The organism is Candidatus Electronema sp. JC, from assembly GCF_048287365.2.
Taxonomy (GTDB): Bacteria; Desulfobacterota; Desulfobulbia; order Desulfobulbales; family Desulfobulbaceae; genus Electronema.
In genome coordinates this window covers 126239-146943 of sequence record NZ_JBLWEM020000063.1, presented here as the reverse complement: position 1 = coordinate 146943, position 20705 = coordinate 126239, and the positions used below count along the sequence as shown (strand labels likewise).

The following is a 20705-nucleotide window of genomic DNA, read 5'->3' as shown; positions in this document are numbered from 1 at the left end:
AAGTTTGCCGATCAATGCAGCTGCCTCGCTTCCCAGTTTCAGCTTGAGGGTTCTTTCATGTTTTTCGCCCGCCGATTCAAACGGTCCCTTTCTCTCCTCGCCCTGCTGCTCTGGGTTCATTTAGACATCTGCACCGCCTATGCCATTGCCCGGAGTGCGGCGCAGTTCCCGGCAGTCAAGATCACCCCTGTCACCAGCCTCAGCACTTCCGCAGCAGATCAGGAACTGGTCAAGCTCTTTGACCGCAACACCGGCACTGCCTACACACCGGCGGCGCCTGCTTTGGTTGATGTCAAGTTCGACAGTCCGCAGACCATCAGCGAAATCCGTGTGTACGGCCCGGCCTCGTACCTCCTGACTGTGCAGGAACAGGTCAACGGCCAATGGTTTGCTGTGGAGTCCCTCACCGATGTGGATTTGAGCATTCAGGAGGAGCAGTGGCACAGTTATGCCTGCGAGCCTGCTTTGGCGGCGGATGCGCTGCGGCTTCAGCTCGTCCCGACAGCTGAGGCGGGAAATGCGCAGGGCATCAGGGAAATAGAATTCTGGTCGCCGGGACAGCATGAGCCAATCCGGTCGGGCATGGAACTGCGTTCTCTGCTGGATCAAGGTGTTGCCGTGCAGCAAAGTCGCCAATATCAGGCAGAACCTGCCAGCGGCGTGATCGGCCCGGAGGCTGGCGAGCATGTGGATACTGCGGGCGACAACACCTTCCGCTTTGATCTGGCCTACCGGCCTGAGCAGATCAAGCGGGCCTATCTCAGCTATGAGCTGTCCGGGCTGGCCCATTGGACCAGTGCCATCCGCAGCATCAACGAGCAGACGGCGATGGGCGGCTATGTGATTGAGCGCGGCCAAGGCGGGCGGCAGATTGAGGCGATTGCCCCGGAATGGCTGCGGCAGGGGAGCAATCAAATCCGTTTTGTCCCTGTGGATGCTGATTCCGTCTATACAGTCAGCAACGTGCAGGTGCTGATCGAGCTGGATGACGGGGCGAATTTTGTCCGCAAAGTCAGCACTAATATGGGAAAAAACCAAGCTGAGGCTGCCAGTCTCTATGACGGCGACACAGGCACAGGTCTGGCCCCAGTGCAGCAGCAAGAAAAGCTGCTTACCGGCTGGGAGCGGCAGCTCTGGCAGCCTGCGGCAGAGGAAGCAAAAGTCAATGGCGCGGCGGTCGAGCTGGCCTTTGACCGGCTGACCGATCTGACAGCGGTCAGCTTTTATGCCACCGGCAAGATCAAGGGTCATGTCAGCATCCTGCTTCGCAAACAGGACGGCTGGCTTGAAAGCGCGGCTTCCGGCGAAGAAGATGTCAAAAAGGCTGGCTGGCGGCATCTCAGCATCTCGGACGGTGAGGATGCTCAAGCTGTCCGGCTGATTTTTGCAGAAATGTCAGGTCAAGGAAAGATCAGCGAGGTGCGGGCCAGCGGCTCGAATCTTGGCGCGGGCGATGAGCCGGTCATCAATATTACCTGTCCTGACGCAGGCCAGTATTTTGGGGACAAGGTCTATGTGCGCGGTTTTGCCGCCCCTGACAAGGGCGCGGATGCAGCCAGAATCTATGTCGGCAGACAGGAAATTGCTGCTGTCAACGGTGAGTTCGAGACAGTTGCGGACACAGCGGACGCGAACGCTGATGGCCTTCTTGAAGTGACGGCGGTCTATCCTGACGGCAAAACAGCGGTCAGTCTGATTCCTTTGCGCAAAGATCGGCTGGAGGAAAACAGCGAAATTGAAGTTCGTGAATACCGGAACCTGATTGATGAGACCGAAGACGAGGAAACAGCGGATGAGAATGCAACAGCAGCAGGTGCTGACGGAACATACAACAATGTCAATCTGATTGAAGATTTCACCCTGACCGGCGGAGCAGCCCAGAAGCTGCATTCCAGCAAGACTGGTGCGGAGATTGCTGCGGACAAAGGGGCGGTGCGTCAGACAACCAAGATCAGGATGATGACCCTGCGTGACCGGGACCTGCCTGCCTTGGATGCGGGCATGGTCAACGTCACCGGCAAGGCCAAGGGCTTCCGTTTTCTGCCGCACGGGATGAAATTTGACAAGAAGGTCAAAGTCAAGCTGCCCTACAGCAAGCAGCTCATTCCGCAGGGCTTCAAGGACGAGGATGTCCGCACCTATTTCTTTGACGAGGCGGCAGGCCGTTGGGCAGTTCTGGAACGGGACAGCGTGGATATGGCAACCAGCGGAGTAGTCAGCGAAACCGACCATTTCACCGATATGATCAATGCGGTGGTCCAAGTGCCGGAATCGCCGGAAAAGGTCAATTTCAATCCGACGCAGATCAAGGATATCAAGGTTGCCAATCCGGCGGCAAATGTCAATCTGATTGAGCCGCCGCAGGCCAATAATCAGGGCGATGCCCGCCTGAGCTATCCCATTGAGGTGCCGCCGGGCCGCAGGGGAATGCAGCCGCAGTTGGCTGTTCAGTACAGTTCCGGCGGTGGCAACGGCTGGATGGGGCTTGGCTGGGATCTATCCACGCAGGCGGTCAGTATCGACACCCGCTGGGGTGTGCCGCGTTATGATGCGGCCAAGGAAACCGAGACCTACACCTTGAACGGTCAGCAGCTCACGCCCTTGGCCCATCGCGGCGAGCTGGTCGAACGCACAGCGGAAAAGATTTTCCATACCCGCACCGAAGGTGCCTTTCAGAAGATCATTCGCCACGGGGATCATCCGGCTGACTATTGGTGGGAGGTGATCGACAAGAACGGCACTCATTTTTTCTATGGCGGCGATCCGTCTGCCGGGCTGCTCGACGATGCGGTGCTGAAAGATTACAAGGGCAATGTGGCGAAATGGGCCTTGCGCAAAGTGCAGGACAGCAACGGCAATACCATGCGCTATCACTATGCCTTGCAGGAAGACTCCGGGGTCGGCAATGGGCAGGGCGGGGTGCCGGGGTATGAGCTGTATTTGGATCGGATTACCTATACCGGCTACGGTTCCACGGAAGGCCCCTATGAGGTGCGATTTATCCGGGATCGCCAGCTTGACGAGTCCCGCCGAATCGACGTGGGCATTGATGCCCGGCTGGGTTTCAAGAAGGTGACAGCCGACCTGCTGCGCCGGATTGAGGTGCGTTATAAGGATCAATCTGTCCGCTCATGCCAGTTCAGTTACCGTACCGGTGCCTTTGCAAAGACCCTGCTGGATAAGATTACGCAGTTTGATAAGGACGGCAACGAGTTCAATCACCACCAGTTCAGCTATTACGACGAGGCCAGAAACGGGGACGGTGCCTATAAGGGTTTCGGAGCTTCTGAAAACTGGGACACCGGCAATGATGGTGTTGATGGCGGGTTGATTCTGGAAGGTGACGCAAGTGCTATTGGTGGCAATAAAAACAGTGGCGGTGGTGGCCATCTCTATGTCGGAATTGGTTTTGGTAATGATAAAAAGAATTCAGTTGGTGGTAAAGTCGGCTTTAACCGGAGTAACGGCAAGGGCTTGCTGGCTTTAACAGATGTCAATGGTGATGGTTTGGCCGACAAGGTTTTCGGTTCTGGCACTGTTTTCCGGCCTAACCTTTCCGGTCCGGCTGGCGGCACGGCATTCGGCGATCCGATCTCCATCAAATTAGGGGGCATTTCCAAAGAAAAATCAACTATGGTTTCTGCTGGCCCTGAAGGCTATCCTGGCAGTGCTTCCATCGGATTAAATTGGAGCAACACCTTCAGCGAAACCAGCTCTTATTTAAGCGATGTCAACGGGGATGGTTTAACCGATTTGGTCAGTAATGGTTCTGTACGTTTCGGCAGGCCGGACGACCCGGAAAAAACACGACCAATCCCGGAGTATGGTTTAGATTCTTCTATTACGCCGTATCCCATCGGCAAAGGGGCGGTTGACGGCCAGAATCTGCTCGAAGATATGGAGGAGCTATATCAGGAGATGCTGGCGGCCAGCCCGCTCCATGACACCCTGCGCCGTTGGACTGCACCTTATGATGGCCGAATCAGCATCAGCGGGCAGGCAGCTCTGCTGGAGGATACCAGTGAAGAGCGGCAGGAGTATGCCACTGCGGACGGCGTGCGGGTTGCGATTCAGCACAACGGTAGCGAACTCTGGGCAACAGTGCTGGAAGCGGATAACTACAGCCCGGTGTCCCCGGAAAATGTGGATTCCATCCAAGTCAGCAAGGGCGACCGCATTTACTTCCGGGTGCAGTCCCGTTTTGACGGTGCCTACGATCAGGTCGAGTGGAACCCGGAAATCAGTTATCAGAACGTGACTGCGGCACCGGATGCCAACGGTCTTGATCCGTATCAGTATCAGGCGGCTGACGATTTCATTCCGACCGGCAGAACCGGCATATCGACCACCCTGCCTGTCTCGGGCACGGTTTCTCTGAGCGGAAATGTGGAGATAGCTGCACCCTGTTCTGATGACATCACGGTCAAGGTGCTGCTCAACGATGCAGAGCAGTTCAGCCAGACAGTCATTGCTGGACAAGCGAGCAGCGTTTCGCTCAACCTCAGCCTCAATGTCAGCAAAGACGATCAGATTCAGTTCAAGATCGAGACAGATTCACCGATTGACGCGACCCAAGTGCATTGGCAGCCGCATCTGGAATACACCGCCGCCGAAGGTGTTGAGAACCTGTATGACCCTGATGGCAATCCGGTTATTGCCTTCGATCCGCCTTATGTCATGGACATCTATGGCGATAACGATCTTGCTGCACCGCCGAAGACTTGGACTGCGCCCCAGTCCGGCACAATAACGTTAAAAGCGATCATTGCCGGAGGCGGCAGCAGCGGCATTGCGGCCCTGACCGTGAAACGGAATCAGGAACTCTTGGGCAAAAAGCTCATTGATCTCAGTGCGGACAATAGCGTTGCGCTGCCAATTGAGGTGACACAGGGCGAAAAGCTCTATTTTGAACTGAGCACCCGTGATCGGGAGCTGGGCCGAAAGATCAGTTCCTACAGCATCACGGTCCAGTATGACGGGCATGATGCCCTGACTGTGCCGGCAGCCCTGAACTATCCGGCAGCAGAAGGCTTTTTCGGGCAGCCGTACCGGGGCTGGACGTATGCGGGCTATAAGGGCGAAGGCGAAAAAGCGGAGCAGCCTATTGTTGAAGCAGATTTGGTGGTGCCAGACTTTGATGCGGAGCAATTTGAGAAAAATAAGCAGACGCAAGACCCGGAAGAGCTTGATCCCCAGTTTACCCCGGAAAAGCTGGAAGGAATCATGTTCTATCCTGAACCGGCCAAAAATCGCTGGCGCGGCTTTGATGACGGCACTTGGGTGACAGCAGAAACACAAAGCAGTTCTCGGCTGGGAGCGGATTATATCTCTGTGCCTAAGGCGGAACAGTATGCCGGTGCCCGTGCTGTCAGCAGGTTATCCAAAAATAGGCAACTCGGTGTGTTCGCTGGTCTCAGTACTCCTTCCGGTAATCCCAATAGTAACAGCTTTGGTGCCAGTGCCTCATATACGAGTGGAGAACATAAGGCGTTGCTTGATTTCATGGATATGAACGGCGACCGCTTTCCAGATGTAGTGAGTACTGGCGGGATTCAATACAGCCCCATGACCGGCGGGCTTGAAGGGCGCAGCAAGTCGGTGCTCTCCGGGATACGGGAGACAGAAAGCGATTCACTCAGCTTTGGCGTGAGTGGAAGTTTTGCCCACGAAAAAGACGGTGAAGCAAATCTTCAGATGCCTCCCTTGGGCGTAAACGGCGGTTTTGCTACATCAGGAGATGAGGGAAAGTATGATTTAAGCGACATCAACGGCGATGGGCTGCCGGATAAACTCTTTGCCAACGGAAATGTTGCCCTGAACTTAGGTTATGGCTTTGCAGCGCAGGAGCATTGGGGGACAATTAAAGTCAGCGAAGGAGAGAGCCAGAATGTCAATGCAGGGGCCGGTTTTAATGACGGTATTTACGGCTTAGGAGGAGGTGTAAGTCTTTCAAAGGGAGAGCAGGAAGGGAAAAAAGGCTGGACAGACATTAACGGTGATGGATTGCTGGATTATGTCCGGCAGAGCGGCGGCGCATTAAATGTCGCCCTGAATGCCGGCAATGGCTTTGTGTCCATGTCGTATCCCGGGGCTGGTAATTTCTCCGAAAGCGTCAACTTCAGCCAAGGAGGCGGCTTCTATTTTACGATTGCTATTCGGCTTCTTCCGACACCTTTCAGTCTCATCATCAACCCCGGCTTTGATGTAAGCAAGGGCATGAGCCGACCGGAAGTCTCCATCATGGATATTGACGGTGACGGCTTTCCTGATCATCTTTCATCGGACAGGGACAAGAGCATTCAGGTGCGGCGCAATCAGATCGGCAGAACCAATCTGCTCATGCAGGTGGAGCGTCCGCTGGGCGCGAGCTTCACTCTGGAGTATGAGCGGGACGGCAACACCTACCAGCTGCCCCAGAGCCGCTGGAACCTGACCCGCGTCGAGGTGAATGACGGTTTTGCCGGGGACGGCGTGGACACCTTAGCCACCACCTACAAATACGAGGACGGTTTTCATCATCGGCAGGAGCGCGAGTTCTTCGGCTACAAGACCGTGACCACGGAGCAGCGCAATGCGACGGATAATACCGTTTATCGCAGCACAGTGCAGACCTTCCTCAACCGGAATTACTATGAAAAGGGCCTGCTCATCTCTGAGATCGTGCAGGACGGGGCAGGTAAAAAGTATCTGAAGACCCTGAACAGCTACCAGCTCCGTGATGTGGACAGCGGCCAGATATTGCAAGGCGAGTTCAAGGACAGCCTGACTGCCACGGTCTTCCCGGAGATGATCCGCACGGACAAGAAATTCTACGAAGGCCAAGACGAGCCGGGCATCAGCACCTATCAGACCTTTGCCTACGACGCGCTGGGCAATGTGACCCATTTCTTTGATGCCGCCGATGCCGGGGCAGAGGATGATGTGGAGTCCTTTATCGGCTATCACAGCGATACGGCCAATTATATTGTCGGCAAGGCGGATAAGATTGAGGTCAAGAGCAACGGCACGCTCTACCGTCAGCGAGAGGCCGTGATTGAGAACGGCACCGGCAATATTCGTCAGGTGGGCCTGTCCTTTGGCAGCGGCGGCATGGCAGTGCATGATCTGAGCTATGACCAGTACGGCAACATCAGGAGCAGGAAAGGTCCGGCCAATACGAAGGGGCAACGCTATGTCATGGACTATACCTATGACTCTGATGTCAACACCTACGTCACCAAGATCAAGGACAGCTTTGGCTACAGCTCCTCTGCGGCTTATGATCTGAAATGGGGCGAGATCACCCGTTCCACCGACCTGAACAATCAGTCCATCACCTACCGCCACGACAGCGTGGGCCGGGTGGCCGGCATCATTGGGCCGTATCAGCAGGGCACGGGCCGGGAGACCATAGTCTTCGCCTATCACCCGGAGGCCGCTGTGCCCTGGGCACTTACCCGCCATTTTGATAATTATCAGCAGAAAGACGACCCGCTGGAGACCGTGGTCTTTATGGACGGCCTGAAGCGGGAATTGCAGACCAAGAAGGACGGGGCTGTCAGCACCGGCAAGGAGAACACAAAGGACGTGATGATCGTCTCCGGTCGGGTGATCTTCGACTTTGTCGGCAGAGTGGTCAAGCAATATTATCCGGTGACCGAGAACCTCGGTAAGCAGGGCATCTTCAATCCCGCCTTTGACAGCATTCAGCCCACCGAAACCCGACATGATGTGCTGGATCGGGTATTGCAGACCACCATCCCGGATGACACCAGCACCACCTTTGCCTACGGCTTCGGCAAGGATCGGGACGGCGCGACCCGTTTCCATACCAGGGTCACGGATGCCAAGAGCAACTCCAAGGAGACCTTCAAGGATGTAGGCGAGCACATCACAGCGGTCAAGGAGTTCAACAAGGGCGAGACGATCTGGACAAGCTATTCCTATGATCCTCTGGGGCAGATTATCCAGGTCAAGGATGATAAAAACAACCTGACCAAGGTGGGCTACGACCTCATGGGCCGCCGCACCCGGATCGACTCCCCGGATGCGGGCCTGACCGAGTACGTCTTTGATCCGGCCTCCAATCTGGTGGAAAAGATCACCGCCAATCTGCGGGCCGAGGGCAAGGCGATCAAGTACGATTACACCTATAACCGCCTGGACGGTATCGAGTATCCTGATTATACGGGCAATAATGTCAGCTACACCTACGGCGAACCGGGCGCGGCCTCTAATCGGGCCGACCGCATCGTCACGGTGACCGACGAGTCCGGCAGCGAGGAACGCTTTTACGGCCCGCTGGGCGAGACAATTAAAACCATCAAGTACGTGGCCTCCAAGACTGAAGGCAAGGCCGCCAACTCGCCGGAAATCTATATCATCGAATATACTTACGACACCTATAACCGCCTGCGCCGGCTCATTTACCCGGACAACGAGGTGCTGACCTATGCCTATAACTCCGGCGGTCTGGCCGAGTCCGCCTCCGGCACCAAGGGCGAGTACGACTATCCCTATCTCAAGGCCCTGACCTACGACAAGTTCGAGCAGCGGGTCTTCATGCGTCAGGGCAACGGCGCGGAAACCGAGTACAGCTATAATCCGCGCAACCGCAGGCTGGCGACTCTCAAGGCGGCGGCAGCGGGCCGGGAGTTCATGGATTTGTCCTACGACTACGATCCGGTGGGCAATATCCTGGGCCTGGACAATGGTGCAGCCGTGCGCAAACCCTACGAGTTCGGCGGTAAATCGCAGCAGCGTTTCGGCTATGATGACCTCTACCGCCTGACTTCCGCCTCCGGCCTGCTGGAGCAGAAGCCGAACACCGAGTACCGCTACACCTTGGCCATGCAGTACGACAGCATCCATAATATTGTCCGCAAGAATCAGGAGGATATCCGCATTGTGCCCGGCGGCAGCGCGATCACCCAGAAAAAGACCACCTACGACTATAACTACGCCTACGCCAGCTCGCGGCCCCATGCCCCGACCCAGATCGGCGAGCGGGCCTTCAGCTATGATGCCAACGGCAATCAGACCGGCTGGGAGAGCGATGCAAACGGCACCCGCCGCACCATTGTCTGGGATGAGGAGAACCGGATTCAGGAGATCAGCGATAACGGCCACACCATGCGCTACGCCTACAACGATGCGGGCGAGCGGGTCATCAAGACCGGGCCGCAGGGCGAGACCGTGTATGTGAACCAGTTCTACAGCGTCCGCAACCGCGAAGTGGGCAGCAAGCATGTCTTTGTCGGCACGGGCAGGATCGTGACCAAGCTGGTCAAGGGGCAGGAGAATGTGACCACACCGGGGGATGTGACCCATCCGGGCAAGAGTGATCCGTCCGGTAAGGCTACGGGGCATAGCGGCAAGGGGAATAACGGCGGCGGTTCAGGGGGCGGTGCGCCCGGTAAGGGCAATATTGTCTTTGAAAAGGACATCTACTACTACCATCCCGATCACCTCGGCAGCAGCACCTTTATCTCCGATGCGGACGGCGAACTGTATCAGCATCTGGAGAACTTCCCGTTCGGCGAGACCTGGATTGAAGAGGTGAGCAATCAGCACCGGGTGCCGTTCCTGTTCACGGCCAAGGAGCTTGATCGCGAAACCGGGCTGTATTACTTCGGAGCGCGGTATTATGATCCGAGAACGAGTGTGTGGCAGTCGCCTGATCCGATTTTAAGTGGTTATTTGGACGGAATTAATGGTGGAATATATATTTCGACCAATCTTGGACTTTACAGTTATGGATGGAATAACCCTACTAAATTCACTGATCCTGATGGGAATATCGTAGAGACTGGATGGGATTTTGCAAATCTTGTGTATGACTTAGGGAATGCTTTTTATAATGCATCAGAAACGTTTGGAGCGGCAGGGGCTTATGTCTATGGCTATTTCACTGACAATGATATATTGATGGCAGATTGCAAGACTCATTTTCAGAAATATGGAAAGGAACTCTTGTGGTCCGGTGTTGATTTTGGTGCCGATGCCTTCGCGACCGCCATTCCAGGAATACCTGCTGGAGGCACTAAACTAGCAAGAAATGCTAAATATTTTGATGATGCATTTCATGCCTCAAAGGAGGGGTTCAAAGAGGGAAAGACTTTTTACAGAAGTATGAGTAAGGCAGAAGCGTTAGATATTCAAAAAACAGGTAAATTGAGAGGTGGCAAATCTGGAGAAACATTTTTTACAGATTCTCGATTCAGATCAGGAGATAAAGCTAAAGATCGATTGTCTTTGCAGGAGCGTCCAGAGGTTCAGATGGAATTCCAAATAAAGAATAACCCTTCTCCAACACGTAATGGAACCAGAGTAACGCCAGATTATGGGGGGCGAGGTGGCGGTAAAGAATTTATGACTACAGATCCGGTAGAGGTTGAAATAATAAACATTCAGCCTTACTGAAAGGCAGAGGAGCAAATATGCTGAAGGAGTTAATCAATAAAAATGTCTTAATATCAATTGGCGAGCCATGGGATTTTGTATCTAATGCCGGTGAAAATATATTGACAGGGTACATAGATTTAGTTTCTGGCGAAAATGGAACTGAATGGCTCAGGTGTAATATATCTCCTTTTTCCAGTAAAGGAAATATAATCACGAATGTCGTTGCAGTTAAAAGATATGCCGATCAAAACTTTAATTCTCTTTTAGTAAGTGAGAGGATTACTTCCAACCTCTTATATGAACCAACAGGGAGAATTTTGGATTCTGATCAGATAGCTGAAGTTTTGCAAGAACAGACAGGAATGAATTTTCTTGTTGGTTCAGTTCAGCTTGCTGTTTCAGCCTCGTAGGGCCACCGGGCTTCCTTTGGTTCACCCAAAGTGCCCCGCATCCCCGCTTGCCACACCACCCTGCGTGATGCACGCCCTTCCCCCCGAAGTCCTGTCCCCAGGGGGATTATCCTGCGTCACAGGGGGGAAGCTGAGGGCTTTGCGACGCGGGGATTGTTGTTGTGGTGTCTCAACTCTCCATGCTGTTACATATTTTCTTGATATTCTGTAATCGTTTGGCTACAGTTAGCGTATGTTTACAGTTAAAACACTTCCCGCATTCGATGCTTGGCTCGACGGTCTGAAAGACCGTGTGACCCGTCTCAGGTTGAGCCGTCGTCTGGACAGGGCACAGTGCGGCAACCTCGGTGATGTCAAGCCGGTGGGTGACGGCATATTTGAAATGAGGGAGTTTTTCGGTCCCGGCTGGCGCATGTATTATGCCAAAAAAGGAGACACCCTGATCATTATGCTCGGAGGCGGAGACAAGAGTTCACAGCAGGCGGATATTGCAAAAGCCAAACGACTTTACGCAAAACTGGAGGAATAAACCATGCCCCGTAAAACACGCATTGCCGATCTGCCTGAGTTTGATATGGCACGGCAGCTCAAGAGCGAAGAAGATATTGCCGCTTATGTGACTATGGTGATTGAAGACGGAGATGCCGCCGAGCTTGCTCACGCTCTGGGCATCGCGGCCAAGGCCCGTGGTATGACAGAAATCGCTAAGGCCACAGGTCTTACCAGAGAGGCATTGTATAAAGCACTTTCACCTAATGCGAAACCGAGATTTGATACCATAAACCGGGTGTGCGCCGCCCTCGGTGTCCGCCTTGTTGCCCAACCTGTTCACTGAGGACAGTCAAATTATCCCCGACCCTTTTTACCGGGCGGAACCTTCTTCTTCACGGTGGTGCCCTTCCGGCAGCGGCCTCTTTTCCATAAAACCGCAATGCCGGAAAATATTGCGGCAGGCAATCGAACGAACCCGGCAAAAGCACCCTTTACACCCCGACCACAAGCAAACAACAACCGCTCACCATCAACCCGCAAATCCCATGAGCAAAATGAACGAAGCGAAAAAACGCGATTTCGTCGCCCAGATCATCTCCCTTGTCGAAAAAGAACAAGCAGCCCTGACCGCCCAGGGCTTTGACCCCGCCGCCAGACTCGCCGACCTGAAAATAAAAAAGACAGACGCGGATCAGGCCGAAACAGCCCAGCAGGAAGCCGCCGCCAAAGCCAAAGAGGCCACGACGCACTCCAATCTCATGCTCGACGATGCCTACAAAGATGCCTCCAACATCGCCGACCTGATTTCCGGCCTGCTGGGCAAGGAAAACGAGCTGGTGAAGAAGATGCGGAAGTTTCGGAAGTAGTTTTTCTTTCGCATCCCCCTGCTCTGAAGGGTTCTCCCCGGTGGGATAATGTCTCGGCACAAGGGGCGCGGGTATCGGCACAGGGGGATTGTGCTTCGGCGGAGGGGGGTTGCTCTTCACCCCTTGGGGGATCTCTTGCGTTCGTTTTACATTCTTGACATACGTTCCCTTTGTGCGCATAATATGCACACAGTGATAATTCAAAAAGGGGATTATATGCCTAAAACACGATTAAATATAAGCCTTGATTACGACCTTGCCGATTTTATTAAACTCTATGCCCAAGAAAACCGCACCACCGCTTCCAAGGTGATCACCCAGTTTGTCCTCGGCCTGAAACGAAGATCGCACCGGCGGCACAGCGAAACCATTATTTCCGACCCGGAGTTCTCTCAAGCCCTGACAGAAGCGCACGACAGAATCAAAGACGGTTCCGCCCAGTGGCACACCTTTGCCGAAGTTTTCGGTGAGTAAATGGATGTCCGCTTTGAAAAAGCCTTTCTCAAGGCCGTGAAAAAACACGCCGGAATCAAGAAGCAGATTGAGCAAAAGGTTCGCCAGCTCATTGAGCATCCTGTCGAGCTTGGTGAACCGTTAAAAGGCAATTTTCGCGGTTTCTATTCCTGCCCGGTAAAAAAGAGCTTCATCATCATCTATCTGTATTGCGGTATTTGCCGAAAAAAAGGTGATGATGTCGATGTAGCCTGCGCCGATTGCGCTGAAACCGGCGATGAGACAATCAAGTTTGTTATCGTCGGTCCGCATGATGCCGCCTATGGAAAGAAGTGAGCAGTGCCCTGTAGGCCGGGCAACTCTTCGCTTCCCCAAAGCGGCCCGCATTCCCACCTGCGGGATTTCCCCGCATCGGGCCGGAAAGGAGATGGAAAAAGGGGATTGCCTTGCAATGAGGGGCTGGGATTGTTGCAGACGCAGGGATTGTTTCATAAAGTTATGAGAGATCAGAATAATTCATCGGCACTATTTTCCGTCTCAACAGCATAATACGGAATTCTGGTCGGAGCAATATCCTCACCGCCCGGCCAGCATAAACCGCCCAGAGGATCAACGGCGACTTTCTGAAAATACGTAAAATTCTTCAGTCGCCAAAAAGACTCACGCTGTGTAATCAGAGTGGTCATATCCAAATCTAATGCTTCATCATCCTCCATTATCACATGCAGCCGATACCCCTGATGCGGCTTCGCGCCGACCGCTTTTTTCCAAGGTGTCTTACTTGCTGAGGTCATGCCATGCCTCCATTAAATCATCTCTGTTCGCCGATATGAGAACCTCGAAAAATATCGATTTAACCAAAATCGTCATCGAATAATTAAGCAGTTACAATGCACAATCTACCAAAAATACTAATTTTTCGAGGTTCCCTAAATAACAACAGCCAGAAAAAAGCAAAATGAATGCGGTATTTTTATAGGAACCCTTATACGTTTGCGCTGCAAGTTCAGGCGCCCAGATAGGCTTTCTTCACCTCCGGACTGTTGAGCAAATCCTCGGCCCGGCCTTCAAGCACTAACTTTCCGTTTTCCAGCACATAGCCGCGCGTGGCGAATTTGAGGGCGAGGCGGGCGTTTTGCTCGACTAAAAGAATCGTGGTGCCGCTGCGGTTGATCTCCTTAAGGGCTTTGAACATGTCCAGCATCAGCAGGGGAGCGAGGCCCATTGAAGGTTCATCCAACAGCATGATTTTTCTGCCGCTGATATAGGCCCGGCCCACCGCGAGCATCTGCTGCTCGCCGCCGCTCATTGTGCCTGCGAGCTGACTGCGCCGCTCGCGCAGCCGGGGAAAGAGGTCAAAGACCCACTGCTCGTCCTCGGCCACTGCCGCCTTGTCCTTGCGGGCAAAAGAGGCGAGGCTGAGATTTTCCTGCACAGTCAGGTTGCCGAAGATCATCCGGCCCTCCGGCACGTGCGAGATGCCCAGACGGGAGACCGCCTTGTCGGTCTTGTATTTCAGCAGGTTTTCACCCATGAACTCCAGCCGCGAGCCAGATTCAGCCGGAATCATGCGGGAAATTGCCCTCAGAGCGGTGCTTTTGCCCGCGCCGTTCGCGCCGATGATGGTGACGATCTCGCCTTGGGCGACTGAGAAGCTGATGCCGTGCAGGGCGCGGATGTTGCCGTAGGAAACCGAAAGATTCTCGATCACAAGCTGCATCAGTGAATGTCCTCCCGGCCAAGATAGGCTTCAATCACTTGCGGGTTGTTTTGAATGGCGGCAGGCGGCCCCTCTGCGATCACCTCGCCGAAGACCAGCGCCTGCACGCTGTCGCACAGCTCCATGACAAACTTCATCCGGTGCTCAATCAACAGGATGGCCACATGAAACTCCTGATGCACTTGACGGATGATCTCAATCATCCGCACTAATTCGTCCGGGGTCATGCCGGCGGTCGGCTCGTCAAGAAAGAGAACTTTAGGCCGGACAGCCATAGCCCGCGCCATCTCCACCCGCCGCTGCGCCCCATAGGGCAGGCTGCCGACCAGCTGGTCAGCAAACCGGCTGATGTCAAAAGTTTCCAGCAGGCGGCGGGACTGCTCCTCAATCTCCCGCTCTTGGCGGCGGCTGGCCGAACTGCCGAAAAGCGCGGCAAAGATGCCGCAGCGCAGCTGGCTGTAATGAGCCAGCCGGATGTGATCCAGCACGCTCAGGTGCCGCCAGAGCAGCAGGTTCTGGAAGGTGCGGCTGATGCCCAGCGCGGCGATGCGGTGCGTCTCCAAACCGCGAATGCTGCGGCCTTCCAGCAGGACATCGCCTTGATCCGGCACATGCACCCCGGTGATCAGGTTGAAGACCGTGGTCTTGCCTGCGCCGTTCGGGCCGATCAAGCCGTGAATCTGACCCTGCTCCAGCGCGAGGCTGAAGCCGCTCACCGCCCGCAGGCCGCCAAAAGAGTGGCTCATGTTCTTCACTTCAAGGAGCATCAGGCATCTCAGGCTGGTTTGACTTTAAAGGGTGTGTCCGTTCAGCAGGCCGGATAGAAAAGACAGAGAAATCTGTCAACGACAAAAAGGAAAACATGCTTTGAAAAAATGCTTGACAAATACAGGCGAACCGTGGGAACATGCAAAAGAATCTTCATTTAAACATCACCGCTTGGAGGAGCTTTGCCTTATGAATTATTTGCGACAATGGAATGTCATATTGCTCCTGAATTTATTTTTTCTCTTAATCATCACAGGGAGCGCAGCTGCGCAGATGACCCCCGCAGAAAAGGACTGCATTGTCAAAGCAGGTCAAGAGACAATTCAGCATGACCAAGCATTCAGGAGCATTTTTAATGACACAGTGCGGCAAGTCAGAGAGCAGCACTGTCCTCCTGAACCAGGTTTGATGACTCAGACCGAATCATTTGCCCTTGTGCCGCTGCTGCCGGAACTCCTGAAGGTCATGCAGCCTAAAATGACCGCCTGTTTTGCCGCCGATCTGGAGCGGCTGCGGGCGGCTGGTTTTGGCATTTTCATGATTATGAACGCAGAGCTGGAGAAGTCTCTGCCCCGCCCTTTCTGCCCATAGATCTCTGCGGCGCATCAGTCCCGCATCAAGCAGCGTCGCGTCATGAGCGCAAAAAAGCCGGACCGCCTGCGGGGGCGGACCGGCTTCAGCATCACGCAGCGGCATCATTCTTGCGGTCACTGCTCGTCTTCGATCAGAACTTCCTTGAGCGACTTGCTCATGGTGAAATGCAGGGTTTTCCGGGCTGGAATGTCCATCATTCTGCCGGTTTTCGGATTTTTAGTCGTCCTCGGCCTGCGGGTGCGGACCGAGAAGCTGCCGAAGCCCCGGATCTCCACCCGGCGCCCGGAGGTCAGCGCCTGAGCGATTTCTTCCAAAATGACATCAAGAGCCTGAGCGACATCCTGTTTGTAATACTCATCCAGCTGCCCGGCGGCCTCGCTTATCAGTTCACGCTTGAGCATGATGTTTTCACACGATATTCCTTGATAAATAAATGCTGAAACGCAGAGAAGGGCCGGGCCTTCCGCCGAACGGGAGGCCCGGCCCTTCCGCCGCTGTCCGGAAAACGGCGCGCCGTCTTACTCTCCGTCTCCAGAAGCCGCCGCCGCTTTCAGCAGGTCGCCGAAGGTGGTCGGAGCGGAACTTTTCTGCTGCTGCATCCGCTGCCCCGCCTCTTCCACGCTGCCCGCATCGCCTGAGCTGCTGCCGCCGTCCTCGTCCAAGGCTTTGAGCGACAGACCTATCTTGCGGTCCTCGGAGGAAACATTGATGACCATTGTCTTCAGAGTGTCGCCGATGTTGTAAAGGCCGACCGGAGTCTTGACCTTGTCCCGGCTGATCTCGGAAACATGCACCAGCCCTTCGATGCCCTCTTCGAGCTGGACAAAAATGCCGAAGTCGGTGACGTTGGTGATGGTGCCTTCAACAAAGCTGCCGATGGGATAGTTGGTGAAGACAGTCTGCCACGGATCGGGCTTGAGCTGCTTCACGCCAAGGGAGAACCGCTCGTTTTCCTTGTCGATTTTCAGCACCACGGCTTGAATGGACTCGCCCTTGGAGTATTTCTCCGAAGGATGCTTGATCCGCTCCGTCCACGAGAGGTCGGAGACATGAATCAGGCCGTCAATGCCCTCTTCAATGCCGATGAACACGCCGAAATCGGTGATGTTTTTGATCTTGCCCTCGATGATCGCGCCGATGGGGTAGCTCTCCTCGACCACATCCCAAGGATTGGGCTGGAGCTGCTTCATGCCCAAGGAGATGCGCTTGGTCTCAGCCTCGACCTTCAGCACCTGCACCTCGATCTCCTGGCCGACGCTGACGATCCGGGACGGATGGCGAGGCTTTTTCGACCAGCTCATTTCAGAGATATGCACCAAGCCCTCAACACCTTCCTCCAGCTCGACAAAGGCGCCGTAGTCGGTGATGGAAACGGCCTTGCCGACGACCTTCTTGCCTGCCGGATACTTCTCCGGCACAGTCTCCCACGGATCCTGGCGGAGCTGCTTGATGCCGAGGGAGACCCGGTCAGACTCCTGATCGTACTTGAGGACTTTGACCTCGATCTCCTGGCCCACCGCGTAGAGCTTGGAGGGATGGGAGACCCGGCCCCAGGACAGGTCGGTGATGTGGCAGAGGCCGTCCATGCCGCCGAGGTCGATGAACAGACCGTAGTCGGTGATGTTGGTGACCGCGCCGACCACAGTCTGGCCCTCTTTGAGGGTGGCCCGCATCTCCTCGCGCAGCTTGGCCCGCTGCTCTTCGAGGATGGCCCGGCGGGAGATGACGACGTTGTTGCGCTTGCGGTTGAACTTGAGGATTTTGAACTCGAAGCTCTGGCCGATCAGCTCGTCCATGTCCTTGACTGGACGCAGGTCGATCTGCGAGTACGGCAGGAAGGCGGGCACGCCGATGTCGACGGACATGCCGCCCTTGACCCGGCTGTCGATCCGGCCTTGGATGGTGAGATCCTCCTCCTGGATCCTGGCGATTTCTTCCCAGACTTTGATGGCAATGGCCTTTTCGCGGGAAAGCAGCAGGCCACCCTCCTCCTTCCGTTTCTCAATGAAGACTTCAAACTTGTCGCCGACCTTGATCACCCGGTCAGGGTCTTCATTGCGGAATTCGCTGATCGCGATGTAGCTCTCCGCCTTGTCGCCCACGTCGATCAGAATCGCGTCGGGCTTCACCTCGACCACAGTGCCGATCACAACTTCCTGGACGTTGATGACCGTGTTGTTGTCTTCCTGCTCGAAGAGTTCAGCGAAGCTGATGTCTTCCATGCCACTTTCTTCCGCCGCCGGAGCGGGCCGAATTGCCTTTTCAGTCATGGGTTTGTCGTTCCTCTGCGCCGGAGCTGGCCGGTCGTCAGTCAAATGAGATGCGTTGCGCCGTTGATGTTGTCCGCTGCCCCCCATGAGCAGCGGCGATAAACAAGGCTTTTACCAGAGATATCCCTGAAAAACAACCGTTTCCTGCGGGAAGCCCGTCTTTTTTTTCAAGGAGGCTATTTTTTGCCGTAGTTGGCCAGCTCTTCGAGCAGCGGGCCGAAGAGCTGCTCGTAATATGGAATGGCCTTGTGCAGAATTGGCTGGAAATCCTTCATGTCCTTTTCCGACACAACCAGGTTGGCGCTGTTGCCGAGTGCCTGGATGTCATAGAGGCTGATGAACTCCGGCCCGATGAGGATGTAGAAAATATAGCGCCGCCGGGACATCGGCATTTTGCGCATGTAGCTATGGAAAATAGATTTTTCCAACCCGCCCGGCTCAAAGCCTGTATGATAGACAATGCAGGCGTAGCTGACCGATTGCGTTTCGTGGATGGCCTCATCCGGCGTGTTGACCGAGGAGGCCTGATAGCCCAGGGCCTCCATCGAGGATTTGATCAGATGACGCATGTTGTCATCGCTGTGCAGCACCAGAGCCATCGGTACGTCGCGGGCATGATCGCTGAACTGCATCTCCTCGTTCTTCATGCTCTTCAGCCAGTCCATGTTCGGCGGCGGCGGCGGCTTGACCTCCTCGGCGGCAGGATCAGGCGCCTTGGGCGGCGGCGCGGCGGCGGCCTTGGGCGGGCCTTCCGCGTTGCCCGCCGCGTCGAGGTTCATCGGCTTGGTGCAGTGCGGACATTTAAGCGGCAGCCGCTGGCCCGGCTTGAGGCCTTTCAGTGCCTGCTCGATTTTGCCGAGCTGGGCGGCATTGAATTTGAGCGCGCCTTGGCAGTGCGGGCAGCTGCTGATCATTTTTTCTCCTCCTGCTCCATGGCCAGCCCTGTGATGCTGGATGTGCTTTCGCCCTTGGTGGCCTTGATGGTGTCCATGCCCCGCTTGATCACGCTGCGGTTGGAGCAGTAGGTCATGGCCACATCCTCGCTGATGAGCTGCTGCTCGAAGAGCTGGAGGATATGCTGGTCAAAGGTGCGCATGTCCAAGGTCACGCCCTCAGTGAGGATGCTGTAGAAAGTTTTGTCCGCCGGGATGTCCTCGCCGTTGAGGATCAGGTCTTTGACGCGCAGGCTGGTGTGTAGGATCTCCAGTGCCGCCACCCGGCCGCCGCCGAGCTTGGGCAGCAGGCGCTGGCTGACAATCCAGCGGATGGTGTCAGCCAGGCGCACCCGGATCTGCGCCTGCTCGTCGTGCTCGAACATGCCGATGACTCGGTTGACGGTCTGGCCCGCGTCGATGGTGTGCATGGAGGAGAAAACCACGTGGCCGGTCTCGGCGGCGGTGAGGGCGATCTCCAGCGTCTCGCGGTCGCGGATCTCGCCGACGAAAATCACCTTCGGCGCCTGGCGGAGGGCGGCGCGCAGGCCGTTGGCGAAGGAGTCATAATCCTCGCCCTGCTCGCGCTGGTTGAAGGTGGCTTTTTTATGCGGATGCACGTATTCGATCGGGTCTTCCAAGGTGACAATATGAACGGCGCGGGTCTCGTTGATCTCGTTGAGGATCGAGGCCAGCGAGGTGGTCTTGCCGGTGCCGGTGCCGCCGGTGAAGAGGATCAGGCCGTTGCGCTCCTTGGCCATTTTGTAGAAGCAGTCGGGAAAGCCAAAATCCCTGATCGAAGGAATCTTGGTCTCCAGCTTGCGCAGCACGGTGGAAAAGCAGCTTTTCTGAGTGAAGACGTTGACGCGGAAACGGGCTTTCCCCTCCAAGGTGTAGGAGGTGTCGCAGGAGCCGGTGGCGACCAAGTCCTTGAGCAGGCGCTGGTTGCCGTTGATCAGATTCAGGGCGAAGACCTCGGTCTGGAACGGTGTCAGCTCCTCCACCGGCGGCTCCACCTCCACGGGTGTCATCGCGCCGTCAATCTCGACTTGGAGCGGCTTGCCCACAGTGACGTTCAAATCAGACACGCCCTTTTTCTTGCCCAGCATGGACGCGACCCAGTAGGCGGTTTCCGGCTGTTTCATGCGCACCTCCGCGCTGATGGTTGAAAAAACAGGTCAGGTCGGCCCGGTGAGACTGCGCTGTCAGCCCGGACGCAGCTCAAGTATGAAATTCCGCCGGGCAAACTGCAAGCATTTTTTGACCGCACAGGCAGATCCGGCTGTTTTTCCGAGGAAGCAGGCTGAAACAGGAGAACGGCGAAACAGAGCCGTTTTTCATTGCATACAAACGGGAAAGAAAATAAAAAAGAGAGATGCTCTCTTGACTTTCGCAGGATGTTTACGGTATCCTGAAAACAGGAGAGGTTATTCAACTGAACTGAGAGGGGGAAAATAAAATGAGCACACTGAAAAAATCAGAGTCAATCCTGACTGTCACCGCATTTGCTTCAGCATTGTCTTTTTCCGTCTCTCATGCTGCCGAGAAATTAAATTTGGATCCGTCGATCTTGAAAATAATTAACGAGATCGTGACGGAGATGCAGCAGCAGACAATGTCTTCCGTCTATCCTGAGATGCCGTTCAAGGAGCAGATGCGCGGCAAGATGATGACCGAGCGCGCCGGGCAGAATTACATGATGCAGGTCATTCAGCCGCAGATGATGCAGAAAAACATGGGCGCGGAGAAACTCAAGCTGATGAATCAGATGAGCAAGTTCTGATGATATCCCGCGCCGCCAATCCAGCCGGAGAAGC

Annotated in this window: 16 protein-coding genes; 9 read left to right on the top strand and 7 right to left on the bottom strand. The window is 55.1% G+C overall.

The features are described from left to right. The first annotated feature begins 57 nt into the window (after positions 1-57). The 7 genes from ACNKH3_RS11070 to ACNKH3_RS11040 all read left to right on the top strand — a co-directional run bounded on the left by ACNKH3_RS11070 (position 58) and on the right by ACNKH3_RS11040 (position 12940). Positions 58-10401: a SpvB/TcaC N-terminal domain-containing protein gene (locus ACNKH3_RS11070; protein ID WP_420209289.1), complete on the top strand. Its 10344-nt coding sequence runs from the start codon at positions 58-60 to the stop codon at positions 10399-10401. A 17-nt stretch (positions 10402-10418) separates the two neighbouring features. Then, positions 10419-10793: a hypothetical protein gene (locus ACNKH3_RS11065; protein WP_420209288.1), complete on the top strand. Its 375-nt coding sequence runs from the start codon at positions 10419-10421 to the stop codon at positions 10791-10793. Between the two features lie 232 nt (positions 10794-11025). Continuing rightward, positions 11026-11322 carry a type II toxin-antitoxin system RelE/ParE family toxin gene (locus ACNKH3_RS11060; protein ID WP_420209287.1) on the top strand — a complete coding sequence of 99 codons (297 nt, stop codon included), beginning with the start codon at positions 11026-11028 and terminating at the stop codon, positions 11320-11322. A 3-nt stretch (positions 11323-11325) separates the two neighbouring features. Then, positions 11326-11628, top strand: coding sequence for an addiction module antidote protein (locus ACNKH3_RS11055; protein ID WP_420209286.1), 303 nt, complete (start codon positions 11326-11328; stop codon positions 11626-11628). Positions 11629-11830: 202 nt separating this feature from the next. Beyond that, entirely contained in the window at positions 11831-12151 is a 321-nt protein-coding gene (locus tag ACNKH3_RS11050; RefSeq protein WP_420209285.1) for a hypothetical protein, read from the top strand. Positions 12152-12367: 216 nt separating this feature from the next. After that, entirely contained in the window at positions 12368-12625 is a 258-nt protein-coding gene (locus tag ACNKH3_RS11045; RefSeq protein ID WP_420209284.1) for a hypothetical protein, read from the top strand. Then, entirely contained in the window at positions 12626-12940 is a 315-nt protein-coding gene (locus ACNKH3_RS11040) for a type II toxin-antitoxin system mRNA interferase toxin, RelE/StbE family (protein ID WP_420209283.1), read from the top strand. A 170-nt stretch (positions 12941-13110) separates the two neighbouring features. Here ACNKH3_RS11040 and ACNKH3_RS11035 read toward each other — a convergent pair whose 3' ends face one another. From ACNKH3_RS11035 to ACNKH3_RS11025, 3 genes are all read right to left on the bottom strand, one after another. Next, positions 13111-13398 carry a DUF2442 domain-containing protein gene (locus tag ACNKH3_RS11035; RefSeq protein ID WP_420209282.1) on the bottom strand — a complete coding sequence of 96 codons (288 nt, stop codon included), beginning with the start codon at positions 13396-13398 and terminating at the stop codon, positions 13111-13113. A 212-nt stretch (positions 13399-13610) separates the two neighbouring features. Next, positions 13611-14324: an ABC transporter ATP-binding protein gene (locus ACNKH3_RS11030; protein WP_420209281.1), complete on the bottom strand. Its 714-nt coding sequence runs from the start codon at positions 14322-14324 to the stop codon at positions 13611-13613. Further along, the gene (locus ACNKH3_RS11025) at positions 14324-15091 is read right to left on the bottom strand and encodes an ABC transporter ATP-binding protein (protein WP_420209280.1); all 768 of its coding nucleotides are present in this window, start codon (positions 15089-15091) and stop codon (positions 14324-14326) included. Before ACNKH3_RS11025 ends, ACNKH3_RS11030 begins: the two co-directional genes overlap by 1 nt. A 100-nt stretch (positions 15092-15191) precedes the next feature. Here ACNKH3_RS11025 and ACNKH3_RS11020 point away from each other — a divergent pair, with 100 nt between their 5' ends. After that, positions 15192-15683 (top strand): hypothetical protein, encoded by a 492-nt coding sequence (locus ACNKH3_RS11020; RefSeq protein ID WP_420209279.1) that lies wholly within the window; start codon positions 15192-15194, stop codon positions 15681-15683. A 116-nt stretch (positions 15684-15799) separates the two neighbouring features. Here ACNKH3_RS11020 and ACNKH3_RS11015 read toward each other — a convergent pair whose 3' ends face one another. The 4 genes from ACNKH3_RS11015 to ACNKH3_RS11000 form a co-directional block, all read right to left on the bottom strand. Continuing rightward, positions 15800-16087 carry an HU family DNA-binding protein gene (locus ACNKH3_RS11015; protein WP_420209278.1) on the bottom strand — a complete coding sequence of 96 codons (288 nt, stop codon included), beginning with the start codon at positions 16085-16087 and terminating at the stop codon, positions 15800-15802. A gap of 117 nt (positions 16088-16204) precedes the next feature. Further along, positions 16205-17956, bottom strand: coding sequence for a 30S ribosomal protein S1 (locus tag ACNKH3_RS11010; protein WP_420209277.1), 1752 nt, complete (start codon positions 17954-17956; stop codon positions 16205-16207). 176 nt (positions 17957-18132) lie between these two features. Further along, entirely contained in the window at positions 18133-18870 is a 738-nt protein-coding gene (locus ACNKH3_RS11005) for a hypothetical protein (RefSeq protein ID WP_417916157.1), read from the bottom strand. Next, positions 18867-20033, bottom strand: a complete 1167-nt coding sequence (locus ACNKH3_RS11000) for a type IV pilus twitching motility protein PilT (RefSeq protein ID WP_417916156.1) — start codon at positions 20031-20033, stop codon at positions 18867-18869. Before ACNKH3_RS11000 ends, ACNKH3_RS11005 begins: the two co-directional genes overlap by 4 nt. Before the next feature lie 425 nt (positions 20034-20458). On the opposite strand from ACNKH3_RS11000, the gene ACNKH3_RS10995 reads away from it, so the two are divergent. Further along, positions 20459-20671, top strand: a complete 213-nt coding sequence (locus ACNKH3_RS10995; RefSeq protein WP_420209276.1) for a hypothetical protein — start codon at positions 20459-20461, stop codon at positions 20669-20671. Positions 20672-20705 lie beyond the last annotated feature (34 nt).